We start from the raw sequence: 26,042 nt of genomic DNA on the forward strand, positions 1-26,042 counted from the left end.
CGGATTCATGGGATTAAATATAAGCATTTCCTGACCTACATATCATATGTATGAATAAATATTGCTTGATCGATAGTAATTACTTGCGAACAAGGCATACATAAAGCTTTTAAATACCTGCTTAACAGGTACGTTGGTGGGTTCCATGCCCCAATGGTCATAAGGAAACCGGGCCTGGGCGCGTACATAACGGCCACATACCCAAGTAAAGAAGCTTTCCTAAATGCAGTTAAGTGTCTATCGAATGTCTCGGACTTCCTTGAAATAGGAATACCAACACAAAACCCGAAGTATGACGGCCCCGTTATAAGAAAGACGCACTTCGCCTCTGAGCTCAAGGGCTTAGACGCGGTTAAGGTTGCTAGGTATGGTGATGTGCCAACGATACTCATGGGCTATATTGAGGACTATGTGAGTAATATGGAGCTCGTTGCCGAAACAGCCAATGAGGTTGGTGCATCCTCCGTACTATTCCCAGACCTATTATTCGAGCACATAGACCTTCTTGAGAGCTACTTAGGTGTAATGAGGGATTACTCATTAAGGCCCACATTCTTCGTCTCAAGTAATACACCGCATAGGTTAATTGCATCGCTCGTTAAGTATGAACCACTATTCATATACCTAGGCCTATACGCAGCCACTGGGATAAAGTTACCGCTTTATATCGAGAGGAATGTTAGGGAGGTCAGGAAACTCGTTGATGACGTGACGCTCATCGCGGGCTTCGCCATAAACACGCCCGAGATGGTTAGGCTCGTTATTAACGCCGGCGCCGACGCCGTGGTTGTTGGGACGGCGCTTGTGGATAAGTTAAACGATCAGAGGGCCTGCACGGAATTCATGATGAAGCTTAGGGGTGGTCTGCCATGATGATACCGCACTATTGGTATAACATAAACGTGGACCTGCCAAAGCCATTACCACCACCCATTGATCCCTATGAGGCCGATTCAAGGATTGCCCTGCTCATGAGGATATTACCCAGTGAGTTAATTGACCAGGAATTCACACCGCTTAGGTACGTGCCAATACCCGACGAGGTCAGGGAGCTCTACGAAAGAATGGGTAGGCCAACGCCGTTTAGGAGGGCCTATGGGCTTGAGAGGGCGTTGGGTAATGGCGTTAGGATTTACTATAAATTCGAAGGCGCACTACCGACGGGCTCCCATAAGCTTAACACGGCCATACCCCAGGTATATTACGCACTTAAGGATGGGGCTAGGGAGGTTGTTACGGAGACTGGCGCGGGGCAGTGGGGCCTGGCAGTGTCGTTGGCTGCGGCGTTGCTGGGTGTTAAGGCCACGGTATTTATGACGAGGAACTCCTACTTCAATAAGACCCAGAGGGTTCTCTTCATGAGGACCTACGGCGCGGAGGTTTACCCAAGCCCCAGTGAGTTGACGAAGTATGGTAGGGAGGCATTAAGGGTTAGGCCTGATCACCCAGGCAGCCTGGGCCTGGCCATCACTGAGGCTATTGAATTCACGTTAATGGGTGAGGGTAGGAAGTACATACCGGGTAGCGTGTTGGGCTTCGTAATACTTCATCAAACGGTGATTGGACAGGAGGTGCTACAGCAGATGCCCGAGGAGCCGGACCTGGTAATTGGGTGTGTTGGTGGTGGTAGTAACTTTAGTGGTTTCTCATTCCCAATGATCGGGGCTAAGCTTAGGGGTGAGGGGTTTGAGAAGACTAGGTTCCTAGCCGTGGAGTCAAAGGCAGCGCCTAAACTAACCAGTGGTAGGTACATGTATGACTTCCCCGACACAGGCGGGCTACTGCCGATGGTTAAGATGCTCACCCTAGGCCACGACTACGTACCACCGCCAACACATGCAGCAGGGCTCAGGTACCACGGGGCAGCGCCGGCACTATCGTTATTAGTTAGGGAGGGCATTGTTGAGGCCAGGGCTTATGGGCAGGAGGAGGTCATGGAGGCGGCTAGGCTATTTGCCAGGACTGAAGGTATAATACCAGCTCCAGAGTCTGCCCATGCAATAAGGGCTGTGATTGACGAGGCTAAGAGGATGCCCAAGGGCTCAGTCATATTCTTTAATCTATCGGGACACGGCCTCCTCGACGTTGATGCATATAGTAATGTGAGGTGATGACGATGAAGGAGATACTCGAGAAAATAGCCAGGGGATTAGCCCTGAGCGTGGATGAGGCGTACGAGGTCGCCAAGGGCATGTTGACGAGTATTGATGAAGCGTTATCAGCGGCAGTACTAATGGGCCTGAGGGTAAGGGGTGAGGCGTCCAGCGAGATTGCCGGCTTTGCGAAGGCTCTCAGGGACTTCTGCGTCAAGATACCAATAGATGATAGGGGTAAGTACGTGGATACCGCCGGCACGGGAGGTGATGGGTTCGGAACACTCAATGTGTCCACGGCGGCAGCGTTGGTGGCTGCTTACCTGGGAGCTCGCGTGATTAAGCACGGCAATAGGAGCGTTTCATCAACCTCGGGTAGTGCGGACTTCCTTGAGGCGTTAGGCTTCAACATAAACCTACCACCCAATAAGGCGGCTGAGATGGCGATTAAGTACCGCTTCACCTTCGCCTTTGCCCCAGCCTATCACCCAGCAATGAAGAACGTGATGCCCGTAAGGAAGAAATTGGGCATTAGGACAATATTCAACCTAATAGGGCCGCTGGCAAACCCAGCCCTACTCACTAGGCAGTTGATCGGTGTTGCGGATAGTTCATTAATGGATAGAATGGCTGAGGCAGCGTTAATGCTTGGTTATGAGCATGCCGTGCTCGTGCATGGCGAGCCCGGTATTGATGAGGTTTCGGTCTTTGGTAAGACCATGGTTATTGAGGTCAGGGGTAATAATGTGGATAAGTACTTCATTGAGCCCAGGGACCTGGGGCTAGGTACTCATAGGATTGATGAGGTTAGGGTTTCAAGCCCATTGAGCAGTATTGAGAAGGTTAAGCGAGCTATATCTGGTGAGGATGAGGCGGCTAGGGACTTCATAATTGCCAATGCCGCATTTACACTATACGTCGCGGGCATGGTTAGGGATCCAAGGGACGGTGTTGAGTACGTAAGGTCACACCTAGACAATGGCTTTTGGGACTACGTGAATGAGCTCGCCAGGGTGAGTAGGTCATGACGCTACTTAAGATTTGTGGGGTTACGAACGTTAGGGATGCCGTAATGGTTAGTGGTTATGCCGACTACGTCGGCGTAATAGTGCACTCCAGGGTACCAACACCGAGGCTTGTCAACGGCGAGACAGCTAGGGAAATGATAAGATCAGTCAGGGGGGTCAGGGTTGTCGGTGTCGTGGAGGGGCTTGAGTTAATTGATGCCGCTAAATTAGTCAGCGACCTCGGGTTTGATGTCCTTCAGTATCATGGTGACTTTGAACCGAGTGGTGAGGTTATGGACTTGTTCAATGATCTTGGGATTAAGCTGGCGCCGGTATTGACGTACGTAGGTGATAAATCAATAATTGATAGGGCTGCCAAGCTTTCATTGATTAATTATGTGGAGTACGTACTTATTGACGCGCCAAAAACGAACTTCACTAAGTATGAGCATGGCCTTAAATTGCCGTTGGACGTGATCAGGGAGGCCAGCGCCATACCTAGGGTTGGTGTTGCCGGCGGTATAAATCCAGGTAACGTGTCGCTGGTGATGAGGTATAGGCCATTCCTAATCGATGTTAGCTCTGGGGTTGAGAAAAGCCCTGGAATTAAGGATGAGGAGTTGGTGAGGAGAGTCGCGGAGGTGGTTAGGGGTGTCCGTTAGGAAGATACCCATTCAGTACCTGCCAAAGCCCAGGGAACTCACCAATTACCTGCTTAAGTCTGGTGAGGACTTCGTGACGTTACTCGAGAGTGGGCCAGGCTTTCCAGAGAGGTCTAGGTACACGATCGTTGCGTGGGGGGTTACCGAGCACCTAGTGGTTGATTGGGATGGTGATCTATATGGTGAATTGAAGGGATTAGTTAGTAAACTTGGTAGGTTTGAGAGTGGTGATATAGCCCTTGGCTACCTGTCCTACGAGGCCGTGGCCTACATGGAGCCATACTTAAGGAGCTACCTAAGGAAGCCGCAGTGGCCGGTTGCAGAGTTTGTAATACCGAGTAACGTGGTCATTTACGACAACCTACTGGGCAGGGGCTATGTTAAGGGCGAACTACCCAGTAATGCCTCAGTGGATTTAGACGATTTTGAGGTGGTTAGTAAGGTTGGTGGTACTAGGAAGGAGGACTTCATTAGGTGGGTTGAGTCGTCACTTGAGGATATTAGGAATGGTGAGATTTTCCAAATAGTCCTTTCCAGGTATGAGGACTACTCAGTGAGGGGTGACGTGATGAACCTATACATGAGACTCGCAGACCTAAACCCATCGCCATACATGTACATAACCAAGTTCGGGGATAAGTACATAGTTGGTACGAGCCCTGAGTTACTGGTTAAGGTTGACGGTGATAGGGTGGAGACGCACCCAATAGCCGGGACTAGGCCGAGGGGTAAGGACCCAATTGATGATCTAAGACTTGAGGAGGAATTGATCAATAGTATTAAGGATAAGGCGGAGCACGTGATGCTCGTCGACCTCGCCAGAAACGACATCGGCAGGGTGTGTAGGTTCGGCACGGTTAGAGTTAAGGAATTATACGCCATCGAGAAGTACCAAAGCGTTCAACACCTAGTCTCCAGGGTTGAGGGTGTCCTGGAGCGCGGTAATGACATTGTCGATGCCCTATTCGCAACGTTCCCCGCAGGTACGGTTAGTGGAGCGCCCAAGCCAAGGGCTATGGAGTTAATCGCGAAGTACGAGGGCACGGCCAGGGGGCCCTATGCAGGGGCCATTGGTTTGATGCATGGTAGTGGTGGTGAATTCGCGATAATAATAAGGACTTTATTCCTAATGGGTGGCGTGGCCCGGATACAGGCAGGGGCTGGCATAGTCTATGACTCAGTACCCGAACTTGAGTTCCAGGAGACAGAGCATAAGCTAGGTAGTTTGAAGACTGCCATGGGGGTGGTATGATGGAACTAGTAGTAATCATAGACAATTACGACTCCTTCACATACAACATAGCCCAGTACGTGGGTGAGCTTGGGGCTAAGCCGCTGGTCTTTAGGAATGATGAGGTCACCGTTAAGGTAATCGAGAGGCTTAGGCCCAATGGCATAATCATATCACCAGGCCCTGGCAGCCCACTTAATCCCAGGGACATAGGCATATCCAGGGATGTGATCCAGCGCTTCAAGGGTAGGGTACCCATACTGGGTATTTGCCTTGGTCATCAAGTAATTGGCGTTACCTTTGGGGCCAGGATTAGGAGGGCCAGGACGATAAAGCACGGTAAAACCAGTATGATTAGGTTGATGAGGCCATCACCGATATTCCAAGGTCTCCCCGATAGGATTGAGGGCATGAGGTACCACAGCCTCGTAATAGATGATATACCCAGTGAATTAATTGTCACGGCCATTTCCGAGGATGACAATGAGGTCATGGCAGTACAGCACAGGGATTACCCGATATTTGGTGTTCAATTCCACCCAGAAAGCGTCGGCACACCAATGGGTAAGGAGATACTGAAGAACTTCCTCTCCCTGGGCTAATTAAATTCGTTAATTGTGCAAAACACCATTTGGCAATAGTCGATTTTTGAAATTATAGTAATTATTTACTCTTATCAAATTATTTAAGTAATCAAGGCATGGCTACACCGTGGCGGATTATAAATTCATAGTTTGGCTTAATGAGGAGGTTAAGGACCCATCAATACTTGGCGGTAAGGGCGCCAACCTAAACAAATTAATGTTAATGGGTGTACCCGTACCACCGGGCTTCGTAATAACCACGGAGGCGTTTAACTACTTCATGTCGGTAAATGGGCTTAGGGATAGGGTACTCAACATAATTAATGAGGTTGTTAAGGAGGGAAGGCCTGAGGAGTATGAGGAGGCTGAGAGGAGGATTAAGGGGTTGATACTCAATACGGAGATCCCCAGGGACCTTCATGAGGAGATAACTAGGGCGTACATGGAATTAAGCAAGTCCTTCAATACCGACGCGTTGGCCGTGGCCGTAAGGTCAAGCGCCAGCGCTGAGGATCTGAGGACGTCAAGTTTTGCTGGTCAGCAGGACACGTACCTAAACGTTAGGGGTGTTGAGGATTTGATTAAGTATGTTAAGTATGTGTGGGCGAGTACGTATAATGCCAGGGCGTTGGCGTATAGGGATGAGAGGGATATTCCACACGACGTGGCTTACATGGCCGTTATAGTGCAGAAGTTGGTTAATAGTAAGGCGGCGGGTGTATTATTCACGATAAACCCAGTGACTGGGGATAGCAATGAGGTGGTTATTGAGTCCTCCTGGGGGCTTGGGGAGGCTGTGGTTGGTGGTATGGTGACTCCGGATAGGTGGGTTGTGGATAAGAGTAGGTTGGTGATTAAGGATAGGGTCGTGGCGAGGAAAAGCGTGATGATGACGAGGAGCGAATCTGGGTTAACGAAGGTCGTCGAGGTACCAAGTGACCTGGCGGAGAAACCATCATTAAGTGATGCCGAGGTAATCGCACTAGCCAAGCTGGGTATTGAGCTTGAGAACCGCGTTGGCTATCCACTGGACATTGAGTGGGTCATTGATTCAGACTCAGGTAACATATACGTGGTTCAGATGAGGCCTGAAACCGTGTACAGTAGTGGTAAGGCTAAGGCAATTAACGAGGGTAGGGCAACCACGGGTAAAGCTGTGATTAAGGGAATAGCCGCAAGCCCGGGTATAGCCGTGGGTCGAGTAAGGATTTGCCTAACCCCAGAGGAGGCCAGGGCTAAGATGGGTAAGGGCGACATATTAGTGACGAAAATGACAAACCCTGATTGGGTGCCGTACATGAAGATGGCATCTGCGATAATAACCGATGAGGGTGGCATGACGAGTCACGCAGCCATAGTATCCAGAGAGCTGGGCATACCGGCCATTGTAGGTACTGGTAACGCAACATCAGTACTTAAGGATGGTGAGGTCTACACGGTAGATGCCGTGCACGGCGTGATTTATGAGGGTAAGGTCGAGGAATTAGTGAGTAAGGCGAAGGCCACTAGGGAGGTGCAGGTCACCACGGCGCCCAGCACCAATGAGATAATACTTCACATTTACAGGTCAATAAGGACCGCGACCGGCGTCTACATGAATCTCGGAGTCCCCGAGAAAATCGATGAGTATAAGGACCTGCCCTTCGACGGTATTGGCCTAATGAGGATTGAATTCGTGCTTTCCAGCTACATCGGTGACCACCCACTTTACCTAATAAGCATTGGTAATGAGGAGAAGTTCATTAATAGATTGGCCGAGGGCGTGGCCTACGTGGCCAAGGCCATATACCCAAGGCCCGTCATTGTTAGGTTCAGTGACTTTAAGAGCAATGAGTATAGGCAGTTAACGGGTGGTGAGAAGTTCGAGCCTGAGGAGAGGAATCCAATGCTTGGTTGGAGGGGTGTCTCGAGATACATAAGTAAGGATTACGAGAAGGCCTTCAGGCTTGAGGTTAGGGCCATTAAGAGGGTTAGGGAGGAGATGAATCTAAATAATGTTCACGTGATGGTGCCATTCGTAAGGGCTCCCTGGGAACTTGAGAGGTTCATGCAAATACTCAATGAGGAGGGACTCGAAAGGGATAGAGACTTTAAGGTATATGCAATGGCTGAGATACCCAGCATAGCCCTTCTTGTTGAGGATTTTGCGAAGTATGTTGATGGATTCTCAATAGGTAGTAACGACTTAACACAGCTCATTATGGGTGTGGATAGGGACAATGACATATTGGTTAGGCAGAACCCGAGGTACTTCGATGAGAGGGAGCCTGCGGTGCTTAGGGCCATGTATGAGATAATAAGGAGGGCCCATGCAATGAATAAGAGCGTTGGCATATGTGGGCAGGCGCCATCTGTGTATCCGGAGATAACGGAGTTCCTGGTGAGGGCGGGCATTGATTACGTATCCGTGAACCCAGACGCCGTAATAACGACTAGGCTCCTCATAGACTCAATAGAGAGGAAGATAATCCTTGAGGAATTACGTGAGTTAAGGAGGAAGCTAATGCCTATGGAGCCGGATGGTGAATTTCACGAAATACTTAATAAGGTCTTTAAGGGATAAGTATAGGCGAATAAATACTAAATACTTAAAAATCAAGGACTACCTAGTCTAATTAGTGCTTGGTCCTGACTTTATAATTAAGGTAATCGTGATAAGCGCCTCAGGAGCCTTAGCACCAGGCCCATTAACCGCCTCAGCTGCCAGCCTCGGTGCACGCATGGGTTGGAGAGCCGGCATCAACGAGGCCATTGGGCACATGACTGTGGAGCTACCACTCGTCCTGGCAATAGCTTACGGACTTCACTACATATTCCAAATACCAATCATTAGTACTGCGTTTGGGATCGTTGGTGGGGCATTTCTACTATTCTTTGCCTACCTAACACTAAGAGATGCGTTGAGGGGTAGCTTTAACGTGAGTGATGCGCCAAGGTATAGCTCAGCAGTAGTAACCGGCGCGGCGTTATCGTTATTTAATCCATACTTCATTGCCTGGTGGATTGGGGTTGGCACACCACTGATAATGGAGGCCTTTCAATCAATGTACCTAATTGGTATAGGCATACTGTATGTTTCCCACGTGTGGCTTGACTACGCATGGCTAACGTTAATAGCATCCCTAGGCTCCGTGAGCAGATTAAAGATATCAGCATATAGGGTATTGCTGATGGCACTTGCAATAGCCATAGCCTATTTCGGAATATCAATGATAATCTCCATGGTAAAGTCCCTATAGTGATACTTAAACATAAAATTGAGTAGAAATTCCCATGAATGATCCCAATGATTAGTGCTGGTTATTTCGGTTTGTTTTTTGAGGATTTTGTTGTTGGTTCTGTGGTTAGGCATAGGCCCTGTAGGTCTGTTGATTTCTATGACAACGTCCTCTGGTCCTCATTAACCCTGGACTACACACCGCTTTACCTAGACCGTGAGTACGCATCGCACACAGACTTCGGCGGCATCATCATAAACCCAAGGTTCCTACACTCCCTCGTGATAGGCATTGCCACCAGGGATACGAGCATAAACACCATGGCCTTCCTGGGAATTGACTACGAGAGGTTGGTAAGGCCCGTGTACCCAGGCGACACCATATGTGTTGAGTCTGAGGTTGTCAATAAGCGTGAGTCAAGGAGTAGGCCGGGCATGGGTATTGTGACCTGGGTCCACAGGGCGTATAATCAGAGGGGTGAATTGGTTTATGAGGTTAGGAGGAGCAACCTAATTTATAAACGCGGTGAATCGCCGTGGGTCAAGTTCCTAAGGGGTGAGCCGGTGGGTAGGGTTGAGGCGAGGCCAACAGCTGCTTCGAGACCTATCGACTACTCATCCATTCAATTCACGCAGTTGAGTCATGAGCCGTGGCTCGGCAGGTTCCTCGAGGATTTCAGGCCTGGTGAGGTTATTGTCCATAGGCTTGGTAGGACTGTTTACGAATTCGATAACGTACTTAGTACGGTACTATCAATGAACACGGCAACGCTGCACTTCGATGAGGAGTACATGGCGTATCACGACTATGGGAGGCCCGTTGTCCAGGGACCATTTATCGTTGGACTTGCCTGCGGTCTATCATCAATGGACTTAACAATGAATATTGCGGCGGACCTGGGTATTACGGAGCTTAGGCTTAAGTCGCCCGTGTTTCACGGTGACACATTACACGCGGTGAGTGAGGTACTCAGTGTTGAGGGGTCTAGCGACCCAAGGTTTGGGGTAATTACCGTGAGAACCAGGCTGTATAAGGATTTGATGAGGGTGGAGGTCGCGGAGATAACGAGGAAAATCACAATATACAAAAAAGAACACACACCATGGAGGTTTATACGGAGGTGATCTATGTCTAAAATTGACGTTATTTTAAATTCAACTTTCAGCGCCTTAACTCAATACATTGATATCTCTTTGTCGTCTTTAGCGAAAGTCTTTTATTTAGGGATTGAATTTAGAGATTAAATGCCGAGCTCCAAGCCTGTCAATGGGCTTCCACACAAAACCAAGATATACATAAATAATCAAGTGCTGTTACCTGCGAAATTAATTAAGATGCTTGGGATTGAGTGGGCCAGGTATGCAGATATAACGATTAAGCACAACGATAGGATAATTACGTTAAGGAGAGTAGCTCTCCTCAGGACTAGGCATACGGCCAGTAGGCAGTTCACGATACCCAAGGAAATCAGGGAGAAGTACGGGATAATGCCACTGGATGATGTTGAAATAATCAGTATAAGGCCCATAAGGATTAAGGAGGTTGATGCAAGGCAATTAATACTTGATGAATGATTTTAATGGGATGAAAGGGCATTAGTGTGGCAATGAACTTTCCAGCAATTTCCTAGTTGCATCATCAATATGCCCCTCGCTAATGTATGCCAGCTTACCATGGAGTATTGTCGCCACTACGGCAACATCAACCTCAAAGCCCTTAAACGGTGAGTACTTAGCCTTAGACCTAAACTTCTCGGGCTCTATCCTATGCCTTGCCTTAGTGTTAATTATGGTTAAGTCAGCGCACGAACCCTGCTTAATGCCTACATTGAGTCCGAGGAATTTAGCTGGTCTCTCCTGGATCGCCCTCATTACGGTACCCAGGTCCACAAATCCACGGCGCCACAATGTGAGTAGGAGGGGTGCCGTTGTTTCGAGACCAACAATGCCTGGTGGTGCCTCGTCGTAAGGCTTATCCTTCTCCCAATCAGCATGAGGTGCGTGGTCGCTGGCCACGATGGGTACCTCGCCCCTAACAAACATTGCCAATAACTCCCTCCTCGTGGTCTCATCCCTAAGTGGCGGGTTGACCTTACAATACGCGGGCTTCTCAGCCCTGGCCAGGCACTCCTCCTGACTCAGTAGCATGTGGTGTGGGGTTACGTCGAAGGTGATGTCAAGGCCGCTTAACCTAATCATACTTATTGACTGTGGGAGTGTTATATGCGTTATGTGGACCTTAGTGCCATACCTATACACTAGCCTGATGACATTATGTACGCAGGCCAACTCAGCCCTTGGGCCCCTAATTGCATTATGGTACTCAAAGCCCCTGGGACCACTGTACTGATTAATGATTATTGGATCCTCACAATGCATTATGACTGGGATGCCAACCCTAGCCGCCTCCCTAAATAGGGATTCAAGGTATTGGTCACCACCATACTCAAGAACCTCCTCAGGGAAAACCTCACCAACCGCGTAGGCACCATTATTAAGTGCGTCCTTAAGCAGTGACGGGTCTTGAGGGGCTCCAAAGTAATGCCTAATGTGTAGGTTCGTCTTCTTACCAAACTCCTCGATCTTTCTCCTCAACAACTCCACAGTCTTTATCGGAGGTCTTGTATTAGGCATTTCGCCAACAGCCGTATAACCACCAGCTAACGCGGCCTGCGTCCCACTAATTGCGTCCTCCTTATAGGATAGGTCAAAATCCCTGAAATGAACGTGAACATCCACGAGACCAGGAAGAACCAGGTACTGATTCGGCAATTCCAACTTATTCCCTGCTTCAATGGGTTCATTACCGATGTACGCGATCTCGCTACCCGTAATACCTATGTAAACCTCCCTAACACCACCCCTTACATAGGCCCTAGCCTTAATTAGCACGTCAACCTTAGAAACACCCATTAATGAGTAGTTGCTGGCCCTAAATTAAAGCTATTCGTTGTGATTACACGTTCAGCTTCACTACCTCCTTAAAGAACCTCTCATAGCCCATACTCTCTATCATCTTAACGACCTCCTCACCACCAACGTGAATAACGGAGCCCTTAGCCATCACGATAACCCTAGTGGGCTTAACATAGTGAAGTATCTCTGCGTGGTGCGTGGTGACTAGTATTGCCGTACCCTCCTGGGCAAGCTTCGCAATTGACCTGCCTATTATGGCTATACCATCAACATCAAGCCCTGAGTCAGGCTCATCAAGCATTGCCACCTTGGGCTTGTACATTAGTAACTGAAGCATCTCAGCTCTCTTAGACTCACCACCACTGAACCCAGCATGCACACCCCTCGACAGGTGCTCAGGCTTCAGACCAAGCTCAGTTGTCAACTTGGTCATTTCAGCAACGACCTGTGGCGGTGGCGGATCCGTTATTCGCTTACCAGCCTTCTTATTGAGCATAGCCGTTATTAAGGTCGAGAGCCTAACCTCGGGTACAGGGGTTGGATTTTGCAGGGCAAGTAGTATTCCCCTCTGAACCCTTTCCTCAGGGTATAACTTCAGTATCGACTCACCATCAAGTTTAATGTCGCCATTAACCACATTGTACCTTGGATGACCTGCAATGGTTAGGAATAGTGTTGTCTTACCGCTGCCGTTGGGCCCCATTATGGCGACAACCTCGCCGGATTCCACGGTCAAATTGACATTATTTAGTATTCTCTTACCATCAACCTCAACACTTAGATTAATTACCTCAAGCCTTGTCATTATTGGTCACGTAGCTTCTGTGACACTGATTAAAAACTTTTCGGCAGTGTCTATGTAGGGTAGGCTTATCATTAGAAAACTTAATAATGAATAAAATGATTAGTATTCTAATGAATAGTTTATGAGTAGGGATGGTGTAAAGCTTGAGATTGTGAAGACCGAGGAATACTCAAGCCTGTTAGGTCGTGCAAGACCCATTAAGTGGGAGGTGGAAATTAGGGGTAGAATTACGAGGGATGTTATTGAGGAGATCAGTAGGGTCAGGGGTGAGCCTGATTGGATGAGGAGATTGAGGTTGAGGGCGTTGGAAATGTTTGAGAGACAACCCTGGCCTAATTGGCTTCCGCTTGAGGGCAACGTAGACCTGGAGTCCCTGGTTTTGTATGCTAAGCCTAGTGTTGAGAGGGCAAGGTCATGGGATGAGTTACCCAGGGAGTTGAGGGAGTATTATGAGGCGTTGAGGATACCCGAGCTGGAGGCCAGGGTTTTATCTGGGGTTATTGGGCAGGTAGACGGTGGTATTGTCTATGAAAGTGTGAAGAAGGACCTTGAGAAGGCTGGCGTGATCGCGATGAGTATGGACGAGGCAGTTAAGAGGTACCCCGATTTAGTTAAACAGTACTTTGCCAGGGTATTCCCACCTGAGTATAAATTCGCGTCACTAAACATAGCGCTTTGGGGTGGTGGTGTGTTTGTCTACGTACCACCCGGTGTTCATGTTAAGATGCCCATTGAATTAGTAATCCTAATAAGCAGCGCTGGCGTTGGCCAGTTCGAGCATTCATTAATCATCGTTGGTGAAAACGCTAACGCGGAGTTCATAGTTGCCTGTGCGGCTCCAGTATTCACAGGGCTTAGCTTACACGACGGCATGACTGAGGCATACATACACAGGGGCGCCAGGGTTAAGTTAGTGGATCTGAAGAACTGGAGTAAGGATGTTATTTACTTCGGCAATAACAGAGCAATTCTCGAGGAGAATGTAAGCGTTGATTGGTTGAGCGGCTCCTTGGGTGGTAAGGTTACGATCGTATACCCAATGAGTGTCCTTAAGGGAGTTAATTCCAGGACCACTGTGACAAGCGTAGCCCTTGCTAATGGGCCAACGTGGAAGGAGGAAGGCGCTAAGGTATTCCATAGTGCTCCGCATACGTATAGTAAGGTCGTGAGTAAGGGCGTTAGCCTAAACGGCGGTACGTCCGTGTATAGGGGGCTTGTTTATGTTAGGGAGGGCGCCAAGTACGCCAGATCATCCGTGAACTGCGAGTCCCTCATTCTAGATGATAAATCTAAGGCATACACAATACCCCATGAGCAGGTTTTTGAGGAGACGGCCATAGTCACGCATGAAGCCTATACCGGTAGAATTGGTGAGGATAAATTGTTTTACCTACGTAGTCGTGGCCTTAGTGAGGAGGAGGCTCGCAGCCTTGTAGTCCTTGGTTACTTCCATGACATCATGGTCAACTTACCCGTTGAGTACGTGTCCATATTCAATAAGGCCATTGAGTTGGAGCTCTCGAGGATGGGCGGTGTTGGGTAGTTCATTATAAGTTATTTCCGGGGACTGGTTTTTAAGTAGCAACAGTAAAGAGGTTCGGTGACACTGATGAGCAATAATTCGGCAGAGTCTTTGAAGACCGTTATTGAAAGAAGCTCCGTTGAGGAATTACTCGGCCCAGAAATGGAGTTTGTTCCTTGGGAGGCCGTGATTAAGGGCAGGATAACGAAGGACATGATTGAGGAAATTAGTCGAATCAAGGGCGAGCCTGATTGGATGAGGAGGCTTAGGCTTAGGGCCCTTGAAATGTTCGAGAAGTTACCAGAGCCTAAGTGGTTACCGATTAAGGAGGAAATAGACCTGGAGTCCCTGGTTTTGTATGCTAAGCCTAGTGTTGAGAGGGCAAGGTCATGGGATGACGTGCCTAAGGAGATCAGGAAGTACTACGAGGCATTGGGAATGCCGGAGCTCGAAGCTAAGGTATTGGCTGGATTACTTGGTCAGTTTGACTCAGAGGTTGTTTATTTACATGTTAAGAAGTACCTTGAGGAGAAGGGCGCGGTAGTAACCACGATGGATGAAGCCGTTAAGAAATACCCAGACATCGTCAAGCAGTACTTCGCCAAAATATTCCCACCCGGTGAGCATAAGTTCGCAGCACTGCACGTGGCATTATGGAGCGGAGGCACCTTCGTCTATGTACCACCAGGCGTTAAACTCGACATGCCAATAGAGTCCTTCTTCCTAATAGGTAGTTCCGGCGAGGGTCAGTTTGAGCATTCGTTAATAATAGCTGATGAGGGCGCGAGCGTTGAGTGGCTTGAGGGCTGCGCAGCCCCCGTTTACAGGGGCTTCAGCTTCCACGATGGCATGGTTGAGGGTTACGCAGCGAGGAACGCCCATTTAAGGATTAATACAATACAGAACTGGAGTAGGAACATAATCAACTTTAATAATAAGAGGGCTGTGGCCATGGAGAACTCGACAGTTGAGTGGGTTGAGGGTAGCCTTGGTAGTAAGGTTAGTTATACATACCCAAGCACGGTGCTTAAGGGTGAGGGTGCGAAGACGAGTATAATAGGCGTGACTATAGCCAACGGCCCATTCTGGAAGGAGAATGGGGCTAAGGCGTATCACGATGCACCAAGGACATCAAGTAAGATAGTCAATAAGAGCGTGAGTATAAATGGGGGTACAGTAGTGTATAGGGGGCTTGTTTATGTTAGGGAGGGCGCCAAGTACGCTAAGTCCTCTGTATCATGTGACTCATTAATCCTTGATGACAGATCCAGGGCATACACGATACCTCACGACCAAGTTTTTGAGGAGACGGCCACGGTTACTCACGAGGCGTATACAGGGAGGATTAGTGAGGATAAGCTATTCTACCTACGTAGTAGGGGTTTTGATGAGGGTACCGCTAGGAGCCTAGTGGTTCTTGGCTTTATTCAGGACATAACCGTTAGATTGCCCACGGAATACGCAATGACATTGAATAGGGTTATTGAGCTTGAGTTTAGTAAATTGTCTAAGGTAGGATGACTTAAAAGAGCCTAGGGCTAGGTGGTTTTGAATGGGTAAGTGGCTTAATGAATTGAAGCTTAGGGCTAGGGAGCTCGCCCAGAAGATACCGTATCAACAAATCAGGGACTCACCATCGGTTAAGTACTACACCGACTGGAATGCCTTTGAGAGGTGCGCTGACCCAAGCCCTGAGGACCTATCTAAGTACTCGGCAATTAACATACCTTATGAGCTAAACATAGCCTCTATAAACGGTAATGTAAATATTACGAAGGTACCGAGCGGCATTACTGCAATAAGCATTAACGATCTTGGTGAGGAGCTTGGTAAATTACTGTTTAAATCAATAGATATATCAGAGTCTAAGGCCCTGGCGCGTCATGTAGCCAATCTAGTTAATGGTGTTTATATCGAGGTTAATGAAGACTTAAGGGAACCGCTTAGGATAGGCGTAGTCACGTCATTACTAAAGCAGGCATTATTGCCAATGCACTACACAATACTTATTGGCGATGGAGTCAATGCATCACTTAGTCTATTCATGCTCGGTCTCGGTGGTTGCCCATCAACTACGGTAGAGATTTACCTGGGCAGAAACTCTAAGTTGAATGTATTATTCACAAGCACGCATGAGCAATTACCCACCTACTCACTGATTAAGGTCGTAGCAGGCGATGAATCATCAATAACCGCTAGAACACTAATTATGGGAGGGTCAATGAACCACCACAGGGAGGACTACTTACTACAGGGTAGGAGGAGCAGCCTAAATCACCTGGGCCTTGAGGTTGGTTATGGGGTGTCGAGGATTGATTACCAGGTGAATGCAATGCACACCGGTGAGTATGGTACGAGCTATTCAAAGGTCCTGGGCATAGCCAGGGATAAATCCTTCATAATACATAGGGCTTTGGGCAGGGTAACGGAAAGCGCTAAGTGGAGTGACACTAATGTTGAGGGTAAGGTCTTCGTAATGAATGAGGGCGCCTACGCAGCCTCGGTACCAATAATCATGGTAGATACTGGCGATGTGAGTGGGGCAAGGCACAGCGCGGCGGATGCGTCGCCGGATGAGGACCAGGTTAATTACCTTAGGCTCAGGGGTATCAGTAGGGATGAGGTCACAGACCTAATAATACATGAGGTAACTTCCCAATTTATTGACTCACTACCGAGTGAATTCTCATATGATGCTGAGGTAATAAGGTCATTAGTAATGGGCAAGTTAATGATAAGGCAGGGCACTACTTAACCGCCTCAATACATGCAAAGCCAAAACCCTCAGCCTTACTTAGATCAACTACCTGAGGCTCCTCGTGATAATCACCGACACCCCTGGATAACACGGCCACGGCCTTATCACTAACCGTAAAGCCCAGGGACTCAAGCACCTCCTTCACCTCGCCAACAGTGTAAAAGTGAGCCACCGAGTAAAATCTGTGACCCCTCCTACCCAATTCCATGTAATACTTACCATGCTCACTATTCCTCGGCACGATACAAGTAATCAACTTGCCACCTGGCTTAAGAATTCTATGAACCTCAGTTAAGGTCTTCCTTGGATCATCGAGGAAGCATATGGTCACTATTATAACGGCATAATCAAATGATGAGACCCTAAGCGGCATTGACTCGCCAACACCAACCACGACATCGACACCCCTACCCCTAGCCAACTCAGCCATAGCCATTGCAGGTTCGAGACCAATTGGTATACCAACCCTGCCAGCAAAGAATCCGCTGCCAACACCAACCTCAATTCCGAGACCCCTGGGTATGAGCATAGATACGGCCTTAACCTCGGACTCCGCAGTGTCCACATGCTTCACGTACCAATTATCGTAGTCCCTGGCATACCTATTAAATATTGGTATTGATGACGTAGTAATCACCCGTATGTGTCGAGGGTTATCTCAGCAATGTCATAGCTATACTCAGAAATCCTCCTAATACTCTCTACTATCATCATTAACCTACCACCAACATCAACGTGAAGGCTACTACCGTATATCGACTTAATAACCTCAAGGCTCTTGCTCCTCATGACGACTCTCCTATCCAGGACCTCCATGGCATCATTAACATCACCATTAATAAACGCCATAGCCGCCTCCCTAAGTATATCGGCTGAGTTAAGTCCGAGATCGATGATGTTATCCACGATTAACAACTCACTAAGCTTACAACACATATGACTAGCCTCACCAATTATCTGGGCAATCCTCCAGGCATGGTCACCAGCCCTCTCTATGGACTTAGAGACCATTAGGGAGTTCACCAACTCCTTGGAACTACCGGCTTCAAGCTTAGAGAGTACTGATTGGTCAGTGATCCCCATCATAACCAACCTCTCAATGAGCAGGTATAACCTATCAACCTCATTATCCCTATCAATAATGTCTGAAGGTTCTATGGCCGATCCACGAAGCATATCCAACGAATCCTTAAGCATGCCGAGTACCGTGAGAGCCATTCTATTTAGCAACCTCTTAATCGGCACCTCAGGTATTGGCGTCACAAACCTAAAGACAATATAGTCATTACCCTCCTCAATAACCTCAGCCCCAGAGATCCTCTCCCTAACAAGCTCCTTAACCTCATCCTTAATGCCCGTAAACCCATCGAACTTAACCTTAATCTCATCAACACCCCTAAGGTACTGGGTAATTAACCTCCTAAGGACGTAATCAGAGCTATCCCTATCAACCTCAATAACATTGCTAACACTTGAACCACGTACTGAACGGCTCAGCGGAATGATAGCCACGTGATCACCCATGAACCTCAGGAGTACGTATGAACCGGCCTCAATACCAAGCGCCGAGACCCACTTCTTGGGTATTGTAATGGCTATTGAGGACCTACCCGAAGCCACGACCTTCCTAACCTCCTCCTCAACCACATGCTTCAAACGCAAACACTTAATTAATCTTATCAGCGGTTAGGGAGAGGATGCTTAGGGTCTTAATAACAGGGCCACCAGGTGTGGGCAAGACCACCCTCATTAAGCGATTAGTTGATCATGCAAGGTCAATGGGCGTTGAGGTTTTCGGCTTCATAACCACCGAGGTTAGGGAGGGTGGTTCTAGGGTGGGCTTCAGGATAGTGGATATTAATAATGGTAGGGAGGCTTGGCTGGCCCACGTGAGCCTATTCACGGGTGGGCCGACGGTTGGTAAGTACAATGTTAATCTAAGGGCTATGGAGGAGGTTGGGATACCAGCTATAAGGGCTGCTAAGCCTGGCTCATTACTCGTGATTGATGAGATTGGCAAGATGGAGTTAATGCACAGAGACTTCCTGAGGGCTCTTGAGGAGGTTATTAATGGCGTTCACTTCCTCGGCACGATATACATGGCCTATAGGACCAATAGGCCTGTGGCATCCTTCGTGAGTAAGTACGGATTTAAAATCGTTGAGTTAACGAGGACTAATAGAGACCAGATATTCAATGAGTTGGTTAAGGAATTAAATAAAGAGGTCAAACCAATATGATAATACTCCGTAATGCACGATGTATTCTGAGCAAAGTTAAGATGTTAAGGTGTCTTGACATAATGCTGATAATATTTTGAACTTATTCTAATATTCATTTATTTTCAGTGCTAAGCTAATGATTATCTGATAACTGGTGCGATAGTATATAGAATAGATCTCAGCCTTTTAACAATGCAGTAATATGAGGTTAAGTATTCTGGGAATTTCTACTCTATTACCCTAAATCAAGGACTTACTATACTTTTTCATAATAATGGATTTCCTGCCATGTCATTACCTTAGGTACTTCCTAATGGCGTATTCCAACACTGGGTCTGCTATTTTATACACATCGCCCTGCTTCTCAAGTATGCTCATATTAACTAAATGCCTTAATAGGTCCGTGAAGTTATGACTATCCACGGTAATACCCTCCTCCAACTCCACAGCCCTCTTTATCTCAGACCACCTCCTTGGTTCTTCAGCGACTGTTCTCAGTATTATTTTATACCTATTCTCAGCTCTTGACTTCGCCAGGAATGACTTCAATTCCTCAATTTCCTGCCTAGCGGCCATATCAACTATGGAGTTTAAATCCCTATTACCATGCACATAATTCCAACCAAATAGCGTTAACCAACCAATTATACCATCCAGCCTACTTATAGCCTCCCTAATAACATCATCACTAACCTGAACCCCATACTGCTCAAAGCCCCTCCTCAGGAAATCCAGGGACTCCTCAACGGTTAATCTCCTAAGTCTCACCTCTACCACTGCCCTGCCATAGAGCGGTGATTTAGGATCATTCAGCCTTAATGTTTCATAAACCATACCGACCTGCGACCCAGTTAGTATGGTCACAATATTGCCCAGGTTATCATAAATATACGCCAATAACATGGGTACATTTAGGCCCAGTGACCTTAACTCCTGAACCTCATTAATGGCAAACACAACCCTTATGCTCAAGTCCTCGGCAACTTTATCCACGGCCTCCAATAACGACGTAAGTACAGCCCTACCCCTTCGCCAAGATACGGATACACTCAGGGGCTGTATAACTATTGAAACACCATCAATATTACGTAACAAACTAATTAGTTTATCCTTAAAACTAGACCTCTGTTGTAGGAAGTTTGTTAATGCCTGCGAGAACTCAGTCATGAAACCCCTAATGTTCATCCCTCCCTCATTAAGTATAATCCTCCTGGCATCAACTAGTATATGTGGTATTCCATAATATTTAAGAAACTCCTTAAGAGGCTCGACTTACCCATCCTCCTAATGCCTAGTATTACTGCGATCCTACCATCCCTATAGCACGCAATCAATTTATTAAGTTCGTCCCTAAAATCGTATAACTCCTCAATACGTTCCTTGGGCCTTAAATCGAAAAGCACTGGTACCGCCACCAGTAACTGGTACTACCACCAGCAATAATTTAAATACTTACCTCCATCGAAGCACTTCGGCATGACTTATATAATTAGGCAATTATGATTATTCCTTAACAGTTTAGTTAAGTTTTATTTTACGTATATGCCTTACGGACTTTATGTAGCTTAATAATTATAATTCTAACCGTGATGCTTATATTAATACCACATCGTTCCAATCGCTTTGCGTTAGCGTTATTGTCACCGCGTATTTCGATTATTATTTCCATTTAATTATTTATTTAAATAATCTGGTTTGTATTTTCCCTGTTTTAATGGGTTAGGTTTAAATATTGTTTAAAACGGGCGTCTTCGTGGGTAGATTAAGAATTTTGCTTGTTTCGGACCTACACGGCTCAAGTGTGGCATATGGCAAGTTATCCAATGCCATTAAATTCTATAAGGCCGATATAGTGGTCTTTGCAGGCGACCTCACGGGTAAGGCCCTAGTGCCTATTATTCGGGATGATGGATCCTTCAGCCTTGGTTCTGGCGTTAGTAAGTATGTGGTTAATGTATTTGGTGATGTTAAGGCTGTGGATGGTAAGGATCTTGATAAGGTAATTAGGGAGTTGAGGGGTAGGGGTTACTACCCATTCGTTACTGATAAGGCCGGCTATGAAGAATTAGCCAGCAATAGGGATAGGGTTAGGGAAACCTTCGTTAAGCTTATGATCAATGCCCTGGAGGAGGACCTGAGCAAGGTTGTTGCAAGGTATAGGGAGGCCGGTGTTAAGCTATTGATAATGCCAGGTAATGATGATTACCCAGAGATTGCAGATTACGTGAAGAAACAAGCCTCTGATGTGTTAATACCGATTGATGAGGATGTCGTTGAGATAAACGGCTATTACTTCCTAGGCTTTGGATACTCAACACCAACACCCTGGAACACACCCAGGGAGGTTAGTGAGGAGGAGCTTAGGGCGAGGGTTGAGAGGTTAATAAGGGGTATTGATCAATCAAGGCTCACCAAGTTGATTATGGTTATTCATGACCCACCATACAACACCCTAATCGACCAAGCCTACCAACTAAGTAAGGACTTCAAGCCCGTGATTAGGGGTGGCGAGGTTTTGAGGACGCACGTCGGTAGTAAGTCGGTGAGGGCTTTGATTGAGGAGTACTCACCGTTAATGGGCATGCATGGGCACATACATGAGGCGCCCGGCATTGACTACGTTAAGAGTAATGCAGGCGCCAAGGTGCCCGTCATTAACGCAGGTAGTGAGTACTCGGAGGGTGTGCTTAGGATGGCTTACCTAATCGTTGAGGATAATAAATTGAAGAATTATTTCCTACTCAAGGGCTAGGTAGGATTTTTAAATAGAGTAATCGAGAGTGAACCAACGTGGAAGTTAACCTGGAATCACTGATTAAGGACCTAGCCATTAGGGCTGGCTCCTTCGTTAGGTCTAAGGCTAATGACATGAGCTATAGGCAAATAATGAGGAGGGGTTTAACGGATGTTTCCCGGCGTATTGACCTAGAAGTCGAGGACATAATAATCAAGGGGATTGAGGAGGAGGGTTTAAGGGCTGTGATAAACACTGAGGAGAGGGGTGTCGTAAGGGTTGGTGATGGTGAACCGGAGTACGTATTTATAATCGATCCACTAGATGGCTCGTTAAATTTTGTACTGGATATACCGTTCTACTCAATATCAATCGCAGTCGGTAAGTACGGTAACTCACTGAGATTCAGCGATTTAACGGATGGCGTTGTTTATTACGTTACGAAGGACGTACTTTACTACGGTGGTCCCAGAGGCGTTGAGTTTAGGGGTGATGATCTTGGGGATCTCAGTGAGGATATTGATAGGCCCGTCATATCGCTTTATCTCGAGCCTGATGCAGACGAAAGGTTGTTACGAGGGCTTAGGGCTATTTATGATCGATTCGGTAGGTTTAAGATTAGGAGTCTCGGTGCGGCTAGTCTTGAGATGGTCATGGCATCAATTGGTAGGTTCCTCGCCTTCATGGACCTCAGGAATAGGCTTAGGATATTTGACGTCGCCGGCGCCTACGTGATTTCCAGGGCAATGAAGGTCGATGTGTACACACTTAACGGTGGTAAGTTAGGTAACGAGTTAGTGAGTAGTGATAGGAGGTTTAGCCTAGTCGTTAGTAGGAATGGTGATTTCATTAGGAGCTTCCTTGATTTATTGAGGGTTAAGTGAAAGTTTTGTTGTTCTAATTAGTTAATTAGTTAGGAGGGGTTAAATAGGCGTTTACTTAACGTGAAATTAATGAGGATCAGACTAAACCTGGAATGCCCGAGGTGTGGTGGTGCATTGTTTATGGAGGAGGATGATAAAAACGTCAGTGTTTACTGTATTAGGTGTGGCCTTAGGGTTAGTTGGAAGTTGCGTGATGCGGCCAGGAGGGCCGTTAAGAACATCGACGGCTCATTAATATTTGATTGGAGTTCTGTGATTGATGAGTTGTACCTTGAACTTACCATTAATCATTAAATGGGTAATACTCAATTCATGAGTTAGAAAGATTAATTTAGGTCAATTCGAATTCACTGTGGAATTCCCTGGTGATTAATTTTGGCTGAGGAATTAACGCCTCAGTTAAGTAAGAGGTTGAAGGAGTGGTTGCTGGAATTAGCTGGCAAACTTAATTGGAGGGTTGATAGGGTCCTGGACTCATATAGGTTAGCCCAGCGTTCAGAGATAATTGACGTTAGGGATGATGGTGAGTCAATAAGCGGCATTAGACTTAAGGTTCCCTCAGAGACCAGGGACAACACGTATTACTACGTGTCCGTCGGCCCATATGGCGCAAAGTGCACCTGCGAGGCATCGGTGATTAGGGGTGAGGTTTGTAAACACATAGTTGCCGGTCTCGTAATGTGGAACATGCTTAGCGTTATTAAGTACGGTAGGTGGCTCGACCTTAATGAGTTAGAATGGTTGAGGCAAACCCAGGATAATAAATAACTAGGTTTGTCATTTATTGGGAGTAGATACTTAGTGTAAAAGTTTTACGCATTAAATAATAGCGTGACAACTCCCATGAGGAGGTTAATGCATCACACCGCTGGTCATAAGTACTGATTAGTCTTTAAAAAGATACCTTGAGGAAATATATTGATTGAATATGGCCTGGAAGAAATACCTATCATTGGCAATAATTCTTTCTATCACAATACTAATAACCCATTACGCACTTTCAGAAAGCATCTACGCCACCACGTCCTCAGCAACGTCGCCACCTTCATCGTACCTCTTCATAAATATAACGGCGCCGAACTACGCAACCTGGACCATATACGCCAACGCATCCAACGGTTGGTATGCGTATTACTAGGGAAGTGGTTCACAGGCCTTTGGGCCTGCGTACGTTGGTGAGCCAGGTACTACGGTTACCTTCAACGTAACATCAATATCAGGCTGTGGATACCCATCAATCACCTATGAACCATCAAGCAACATAACATTATCGGAGGGCGCTAATTATGAGTACATAACCATTGAGTGCGTTCCCTACGTTAACGCCACGATAAACGTAACAAGTGGGGGAGGCATAATAGCGATACTTAGTACGCCAGGCTTCACAGCAAACCAATCACTAATCATTAATGGACCAACTACACAATCATTAATCCTACCCATGGATACCACATTATTCATAGTGGCATGGCCATTCTACGGATACACCCTAGAGGGCATTTACGTCAATGGCACGGCCATAAACTACACAGAGACCCCATACGGCTCATTCCACGCCGAGGTATTAATCTCATCAAACCTAACAATTACCGTGGAATTCACAAGCACAACCAGCAACTCATAGTGCATTCACAATATTAAATAAGTCTGGTCAAACGTTCAATTTACTTAATATCCTATCCACGTTATTAATTATTAACAATATATCCTCCCTAGCCTCATCATCAGTCCTATACTGACTTAAAACGCCCTCCCTATCAGGCCCATTGTATTGATACTGATGGAGATGCAGGGCAATTGATACCAGGTAATGAATCTCCTCACCAATTAACGCCGATAACCCAAGCATGTAGTTAGTCGGCATTAAAGCTATGACCCAATAAACCCTATCGACGGTTTTACCACCCTAAATCCTCACCTTACCTGGATACCTCACGATCAGTTTATCCCTATTATCAACGGCCAAGGCCACCAACAATGCCTTAACGGCTTGAAAGGCCTTACTGGCTGCGTTCCTAATTAAGCCCTCATCAAGGAACCTCTTGGCTAATTCAATTCCATACCTAGCCTCAAGGAGTCTCGTCCTCCTATAACCCTCAAGGTCGAACCAGGGCTTAGGCAATCCCTGCATTACCATGCCTATGCACTATATGTATTAATACTAAAATACCTTAATTATAATAACTACATTATAATAACTACTTACACGAAGCAGTTAGTACGCGACGTTGACCGTGGCGTCAATTCCCTTAATCGCTTCGTGAATTGCCATCACCAGCATATTCCTTACCTTACCCGATTTACTATGTATTGTTAGATTCATAGAACCATTGCTTTCATTACCATGTGGTGGGAAGATGGCGCCAGTTATTAACCACGTAGCACCCTCAATGTTATGGTATATCCCATAAGCATCAGAACCACCATTAACTAACCTTCCATCGGTGAAGATTAGGTATATCTTGGTATTATCAGTGTATACGCGCTTGACATTACCACCTAGGGAAAGTATGTGGATAAATCCCGGAGTCTTCCTCACAAAGTCCACAGGTATCGACTCGACGCTGCTCTCATTAACGAGCCTCTTTAATTCATTCATGAGCGTGATCACGCTCATCCCACCCTTAGTTACTATCATCAGTAATGATGTCCCAATTGACTTAATAAGGGGTTACTACGTATTACCTGGATCTTAATGGAGAGACTGAGGGACGTTATGGAGGCTTACGAAGCCATATCCAGGGCTTACCCAGAGACTCGGGAGGGTGGGGCTCTAGCCAGGGCATTGCTTAATGAGGTTGGTGATGTAATTAGACATCTAACACCGCGTTTAGTGCTAGATATTGGCCCTGGGGCTGGGGATAACCTGAGGATTCTAAGAGCCTTCCTCAGTAATTCGTTCTATATTGGTTGTGAGTTGAGCATGGGCATGATAAGGGTCTCTAAGGAAAGTATTGAGTGGATTAATTGCTCTGGTACGCATATACCAATTAAACTAGGGTCGGCGGACCTCATAATATCAATAGCCGCGTTGCATCACGTACCAAGGTCCCTAATGGGTTATGTTTTACGTGAGGCTCATGAAGTATTAAGGCCTGGAGGCTTATTTATTGCCACGGTGTGGGGTTGTAATGAAGCAACGCTTAGGAGGTTGAGACGTATTGATGGTTGTGAGGGCTATATTACCTGGAGTTATGGTGTTAATAAAAGCATTGCTAGGTATTACAGGCTTTATAGGGAGGGCGAGCTGGAGGGTGAGGTTTCAAGTGCAGGCTTTACTATCATTAGGAGTGGGATTATTAGGTTAGGTAGCTTTGTTAATTATTACATAGTTTCACATAAATAAGTATATAGTCAATATATAAGTAATGCTTTATTATGTATTTTGTTATAATTATTATGGCGAA

General features: G+C 46.7%; 29 protein-coding genes and 1 pseudogene. 21 read left to right on the forward strand and 9 right to left on the reverse strand.

What is annotated here, in order from left to right:
• The first annotated feature begins 153 nt into the window (after nt 1–153).
• From trpA to VDIS_RS01140, 10 genes are all read left to right on the forward strand, one after another.
• Nucleotides 154–873, forward strand: a complete 720-nt coding sequence (gene trpA / locus VDIS_RS01095) for a tryptophan synthase subunit alpha (protein WP_013335361.1) — start codon at nt 154–156, stop codon at nt 871–873.
• On the forward strand, nt 870–2,111 hold the full coding sequence (locus tag VDIS_RS01100) for a TrpB-like pyridoxal phosphate-dependent enzyme (RefSeq protein WP_013335362.1): 1,242 nt from the start codon (nt 870–872) through the stop codon (nt 2,109–2,111). The genes trpA and VDIS_RS01100 overlap by 4 nt, the downstream gene beginning before the upstream one ends.
• On the forward strand, nt 2,111–3,121 hold the full coding sequence (gene trpD, locus VDIS_RS01105; protein ID WP_013335363.1) for an anthranilate phosphoribosyltransferase: 1,011 nt from the start codon (nt 2,111–2,113) through the stop codon (nt 3,119–3,121). The genes VDIS_RS01100 and trpD overlap by 1 nt, the downstream gene beginning before the upstream one ends.
• Nucleotides 3,118–3,762 (forward strand): phosphoribosylanthranilate isomerase, encoded by a 645-nt coding sequence (locus VDIS_RS01110; protein WP_013335364.1) that lies wholly within the window; start codon nt 3,118–3,120, stop codon nt 3,760–3,762. The genes trpD and VDIS_RS01110 overlap by 4 nt, the downstream gene beginning before the upstream one ends.
• Nucleotides 3,752–5,014 carry an anthranilate synthase component I gene (locus VDIS_RS01115; protein WP_013335365.1) on the forward strand — a complete coding sequence of 421 codons (1,263 nt, stop codon included), beginning with the start codon at nt 3,752–3,754 and terminating at the stop codon, nt 5,012–5,014. The genes VDIS_RS01110 and VDIS_RS01115 overlap by 11 nt, the downstream gene beginning before the upstream one ends.
• Nucleotides 5,014–5,595 (forward strand): anthranilate synthase component II, encoded by a 582-nt coding sequence (locus tag VDIS_RS01120; RefSeq protein WP_052885859.1) that lies wholly within the window; start codon nt 5,014–5,016, stop codon nt 5,593–5,595. Before VDIS_RS01115 ends, VDIS_RS01120 begins: the two co-directional genes overlap by 1 nt.
• A gap of 109 nt (nt 5,596–5,704) precedes the next feature.
• On the forward strand, nt 5,705–8,140 hold the full coding sequence (gene ppsA, locus VDIS_RS01125; protein ID WP_013335367.1) for a phosphoenolpyruvate synthase: 2,436 nt from the start codon (nt 5,705–5,707) through the stop codon (nt 8,138–8,140).
• A 55-nt stretch (nt 8,141–8,195) separates the two neighbouring features.
• The gene (locus tag VDIS_RS01130) at nt 8,196–8,816 is read left to right on the forward strand and encodes a LysE family transporter (protein WP_013335368.1); all 621 of its coding nucleotides are present in this window, start codon (nt 8,196–8,198) and stop codon (nt 8,814–8,816) included.
• A gap of 47 nt (nt 8,817–8,863) precedes the next feature.
• On the forward strand, nt 8,864–9,919 hold the full coding sequence (locus tag VDIS_RS01135) for a MaoC family dehydratase (RefSeq protein ID WP_148678159.1): 1,056 nt from the start codon (nt 8,864–8,866) through the stop codon (nt 9,917–9,919).
• 120 nt (nt 9,920–10,039) lie between these two features.
• Nucleotides 10,040–10,369 carry an AbrB/MazE/SpoVT family DNA-binding domain-containing protein gene (locus tag VDIS_RS01140; RefSeq protein WP_013335370.1) on the forward strand — a complete coding sequence of 110 codons (330 nt, stop codon included), beginning with the start codon at nt 10,040–10,042 and terminating at the stop codon, nt 10,367–10,369.
• Between the two features lie 21 nt (nt 10,370–10,390).
• Here VDIS_RS01140 and pyrC read toward each other — a convergent pair whose 3' ends face one another.
• Together pyrC and sufC are read right to left on the reverse strand one after the other, a co-directional pair.
• Nucleotides 10,391–11,707, reverse strand: coding sequence for a dihydroorotase (gene pyrC, locus VDIS_RS01145; protein ID WP_013335371.1), 1,317 nt, complete (start codon nt 11,705–11,707; stop codon nt 10,391–10,393).
• 43 nt (nt 11,708–11,750) lie between these two features.
• On the reverse strand, nt 11,751–12,515 hold the full coding sequence (gene sufC, locus VDIS_RS01150) for a Fe-S cluster assembly ATPase SufC (protein ID WP_013335372.1): 765 nt from the start codon (nt 12,513–12,515) through the stop codon (nt 11,751–11,753).
• A 121-nt stretch (nt 12,516–12,636) separates the two neighbouring features.
• Here sufC and sufB (VDIS_RS01155) point away from each other — a divergent pair, with 121 nt between their 5' ends.
• The 3 genes from sufB (VDIS_RS01155) to VDIS_RS01165 all read left to right on the forward strand — a co-directional run bounded on the left by sufB (VDIS_RS01155) (nt 12,637) and on the right by VDIS_RS01165 (nt 16,792).
• Entirely contained in the window at nt 12,637–14,058 is a 1,422-nt protein-coding gene (gene sufB, locus VDIS_RS01155) for a Fe-S cluster assembly protein SufB (protein WP_013335373.1), read from the forward strand.
• 66 nt (nt 14,059–14,124) lie between these two features.
• Nucleotides 14,125–15,558, forward strand: a complete 1,434-nt coding sequence (sufB, locus tag VDIS_RS01160; protein WP_013335374.1) for a Fe-S cluster assembly protein SufB — start codon at nt 14,125–14,127, stop codon at nt 15,556–15,558.
• 31 nt (nt 15,559–15,589) lie between these two features.
• Complete coding sequence (locus VDIS_RS01165) at nt 15,590–16,792, forward strand: SufD family Fe-S cluster assembly protein (protein WP_013335375.1); 1,203 nt, start codon at nt 15,590–15,592, stop codon at nt 16,790–16,792.
• Here VDIS_RS01165 and VDIS_RS01170 read toward each other — a convergent pair.
• Complete coding sequence (locus VDIS_RS01170; RefSeq protein WP_013335376.1) at nt 16,785–17,432, reverse strand: class I SAM-dependent methyltransferase; 648 nt, start codon at nt 17,430–17,432, stop codon at nt 16,785–16,787. The two genes, VDIS_RS01165 and VDIS_RS01170, sit on opposite strands and share 8 nt — an antisense overlap.
• Nucleotides 17,429–18,442: a phosphate uptake regulator PhoU gene (locus tag VDIS_RS01175; RefSeq protein WP_013335377.1), complete on the reverse strand. Its 1,014-nt coding sequence runs from the start codon at nt 18,440–18,442 to the stop codon at nt 17,429–17,431. Before VDIS_RS01175 ends, VDIS_RS01170 begins: the two co-directional genes overlap by 4 nt.
• A 50-nt stretch (nt 18,443–18,492) precedes the next feature.
• Here VDIS_RS01175 and VDIS_RS01180 point away from each other — a divergent pair, with 50 nt between their 5' ends.
• Nucleotides 18,493–19,035, forward strand: a complete 543-nt coding sequence (locus VDIS_RS01180) for an NTPase (RefSeq protein WP_013335378.1) — start codon at nt 18,493–18,495, stop codon at nt 19,033–19,035.
• 276 nt (nt 19,036–19,311) lie between these two features.
• Here VDIS_RS01180 and VDIS_RS01185 read toward each other — a convergent pair whose 3' ends face one another.
• Together VDIS_RS01185 and VDIS_RS12985 are read right to left on the reverse strand one after the other, a co-directional pair.
• Nucleotides 19,312–20,202 (reverse strand): AAA family ATPase, encoded by an 891-nt coding sequence (locus VDIS_RS01185; protein ID WP_245522533.1) that lies wholly within the window; start codon nt 20,200–20,202, stop codon nt 19,312–19,314.
• Nucleotides 20,203–20,237: 35 nt separating this feature from the next.
• Nucleotides 20,238–20,432, reverse strand: coding sequence for a hypothetical protein (locus tag VDIS_RS12985; protein ID WP_245522534.1), 195 nt, complete (start codon nt 20,430–20,432; stop codon nt 20,238–20,240).
• Nucleotides 20,433–20,770: 338 nt separating this feature from the next.
• Between VDIS_RS12985 and VDIS_RS01190 the strand changes: the two genes are divergently transcribed.
• From VDIS_RS01190 to VDIS_RS01210, 5 genes are all read left to right on the forward strand, one after another.
• Nucleotides 20,771–21,769 carry a metallophosphoesterase family protein gene (locus VDIS_RS01190; protein WP_013335379.1) on the forward strand — a complete coding sequence of 333 codons (999 nt, stop codon included), beginning with the start codon at nt 20,771–20,773 and terminating at the stop codon, nt 21,767–21,769.
• 38 nt (nt 21,770–21,807) lie between these two features.
• Nucleotides 21,808–22,635: an inositol monophosphatase family protein gene (locus VDIS_RS01195; RefSeq protein ID WP_013335380.1), complete on the forward strand. Its 828-nt coding sequence runs from the start codon at nt 21,808–21,810 to the stop codon at nt 22,633–22,635.
• Nucleotides 22,636–22,704: 69 nt separating this feature from the next.
• Complete coding sequence (locus VDIS_RS01200; RefSeq protein WP_013335381.1) at nt 22,705–22,929, forward strand: hypothetical protein; 225 nt, start codon at nt 22,705–22,707, stop codon at nt 22,927–22,929.
• Nucleotides 22,930–23,010: 81 nt separating this feature from the next.
• A complete protein-coding gene (locus VDIS_RS01205; protein WP_013335382.1) occupies nt 23,011–23,403 on the forward strand; it encodes an SWIM zinc finger family protein in 393 nt (130 codons plus the stop codon).
• A 160-nt stretch (nt 23,404–23,563) separates the two neighbouring features.
• On the forward strand, nt 23,564–23,773 hold the full coding sequence (locus VDIS_RS01210; RefSeq protein ID WP_013335383.1) for a hypothetical protein: 210 nt from the start codon (nt 23,564–23,566) through the stop codon (nt 23,771–23,773).
• 176 nt (nt 23,774–23,949) lie between these two features.
• Here the strand turns inward: VDIS_RS01210 and VDIS_RS13090 are convergent, their stop codons facing one another.
• Nucleotides 23,950–24,078 (reverse strand): hypothetical protein, encoded by a 129-nt coding sequence (locus VDIS_RS13090; protein ID WP_281041790.1) that lies wholly within the window; start codon nt 24,076–24,078, stop codon nt 23,950–23,952.
• Between VDIS_RS13090 and VDIS_RS01215 the strand changes: the two genes are divergently transcribed.
• A complete protein-coding gene (locus tag VDIS_RS01215) occupies nt 24,077–24,259 on the forward strand; it encodes a hypothetical protein (RefSeq protein ID WP_013335384.1) in 183 nt (60 codons plus the stop codon). The two genes, VDIS_RS13090 and VDIS_RS01215, sit on opposite strands and share 2 nt — an antisense overlap.
• 27 nt (nt 24,260–24,286) lie before the next feature.
• Here VDIS_RS01215 and VDIS_RS01220 read toward each other — a convergent pair.
• Together VDIS_RS01220 and VDIS_RS01225 are read right to left on the reverse strand one after the other, a co-directional pair.
• Nucleotides 24,287–24,772: pseudogene (locus VDIS_RS01220) on the reverse strand (PaREP1 family protein).
• Nucleotides 24,773–24,850: 78 nt separating this feature from the next.
• Entirely contained in the window at nt 24,851–25,273 is a 423-nt protein-coding gene (locus VDIS_RS01225) for a hypothetical protein (protein WP_013335385.1), read from the reverse strand.
• Between the two features lie 57 nt (nt 25,274–25,330).
• On the opposite strand from VDIS_RS01225, the gene VDIS_RS01230 reads away from it, so the two are divergent.
• Nucleotides 25,331–25,981, forward strand: a complete 651-nt coding sequence (locus tag VDIS_RS01230; RefSeq protein ID WP_013335386.1) for a class I SAM-dependent methyltransferase — start codon at nt 25,331–25,333, stop codon at nt 25,979–25,981.
• The last annotated feature ends 61 nt before the right edge of the window (nt 25,982–26,042 follow it).

The sequence above is a fragment of the Vulcanisaeta distributa DSM 14429 genome (assembly GCF_000148385.1).
In the GTDB taxonomy this organism is placed as follows: Archaea; Thermoproteota; Thermoprotei; order Thermoproteales; family Thermocladiaceae; genus Vulcanisaeta; species Vulcanisaeta distributa.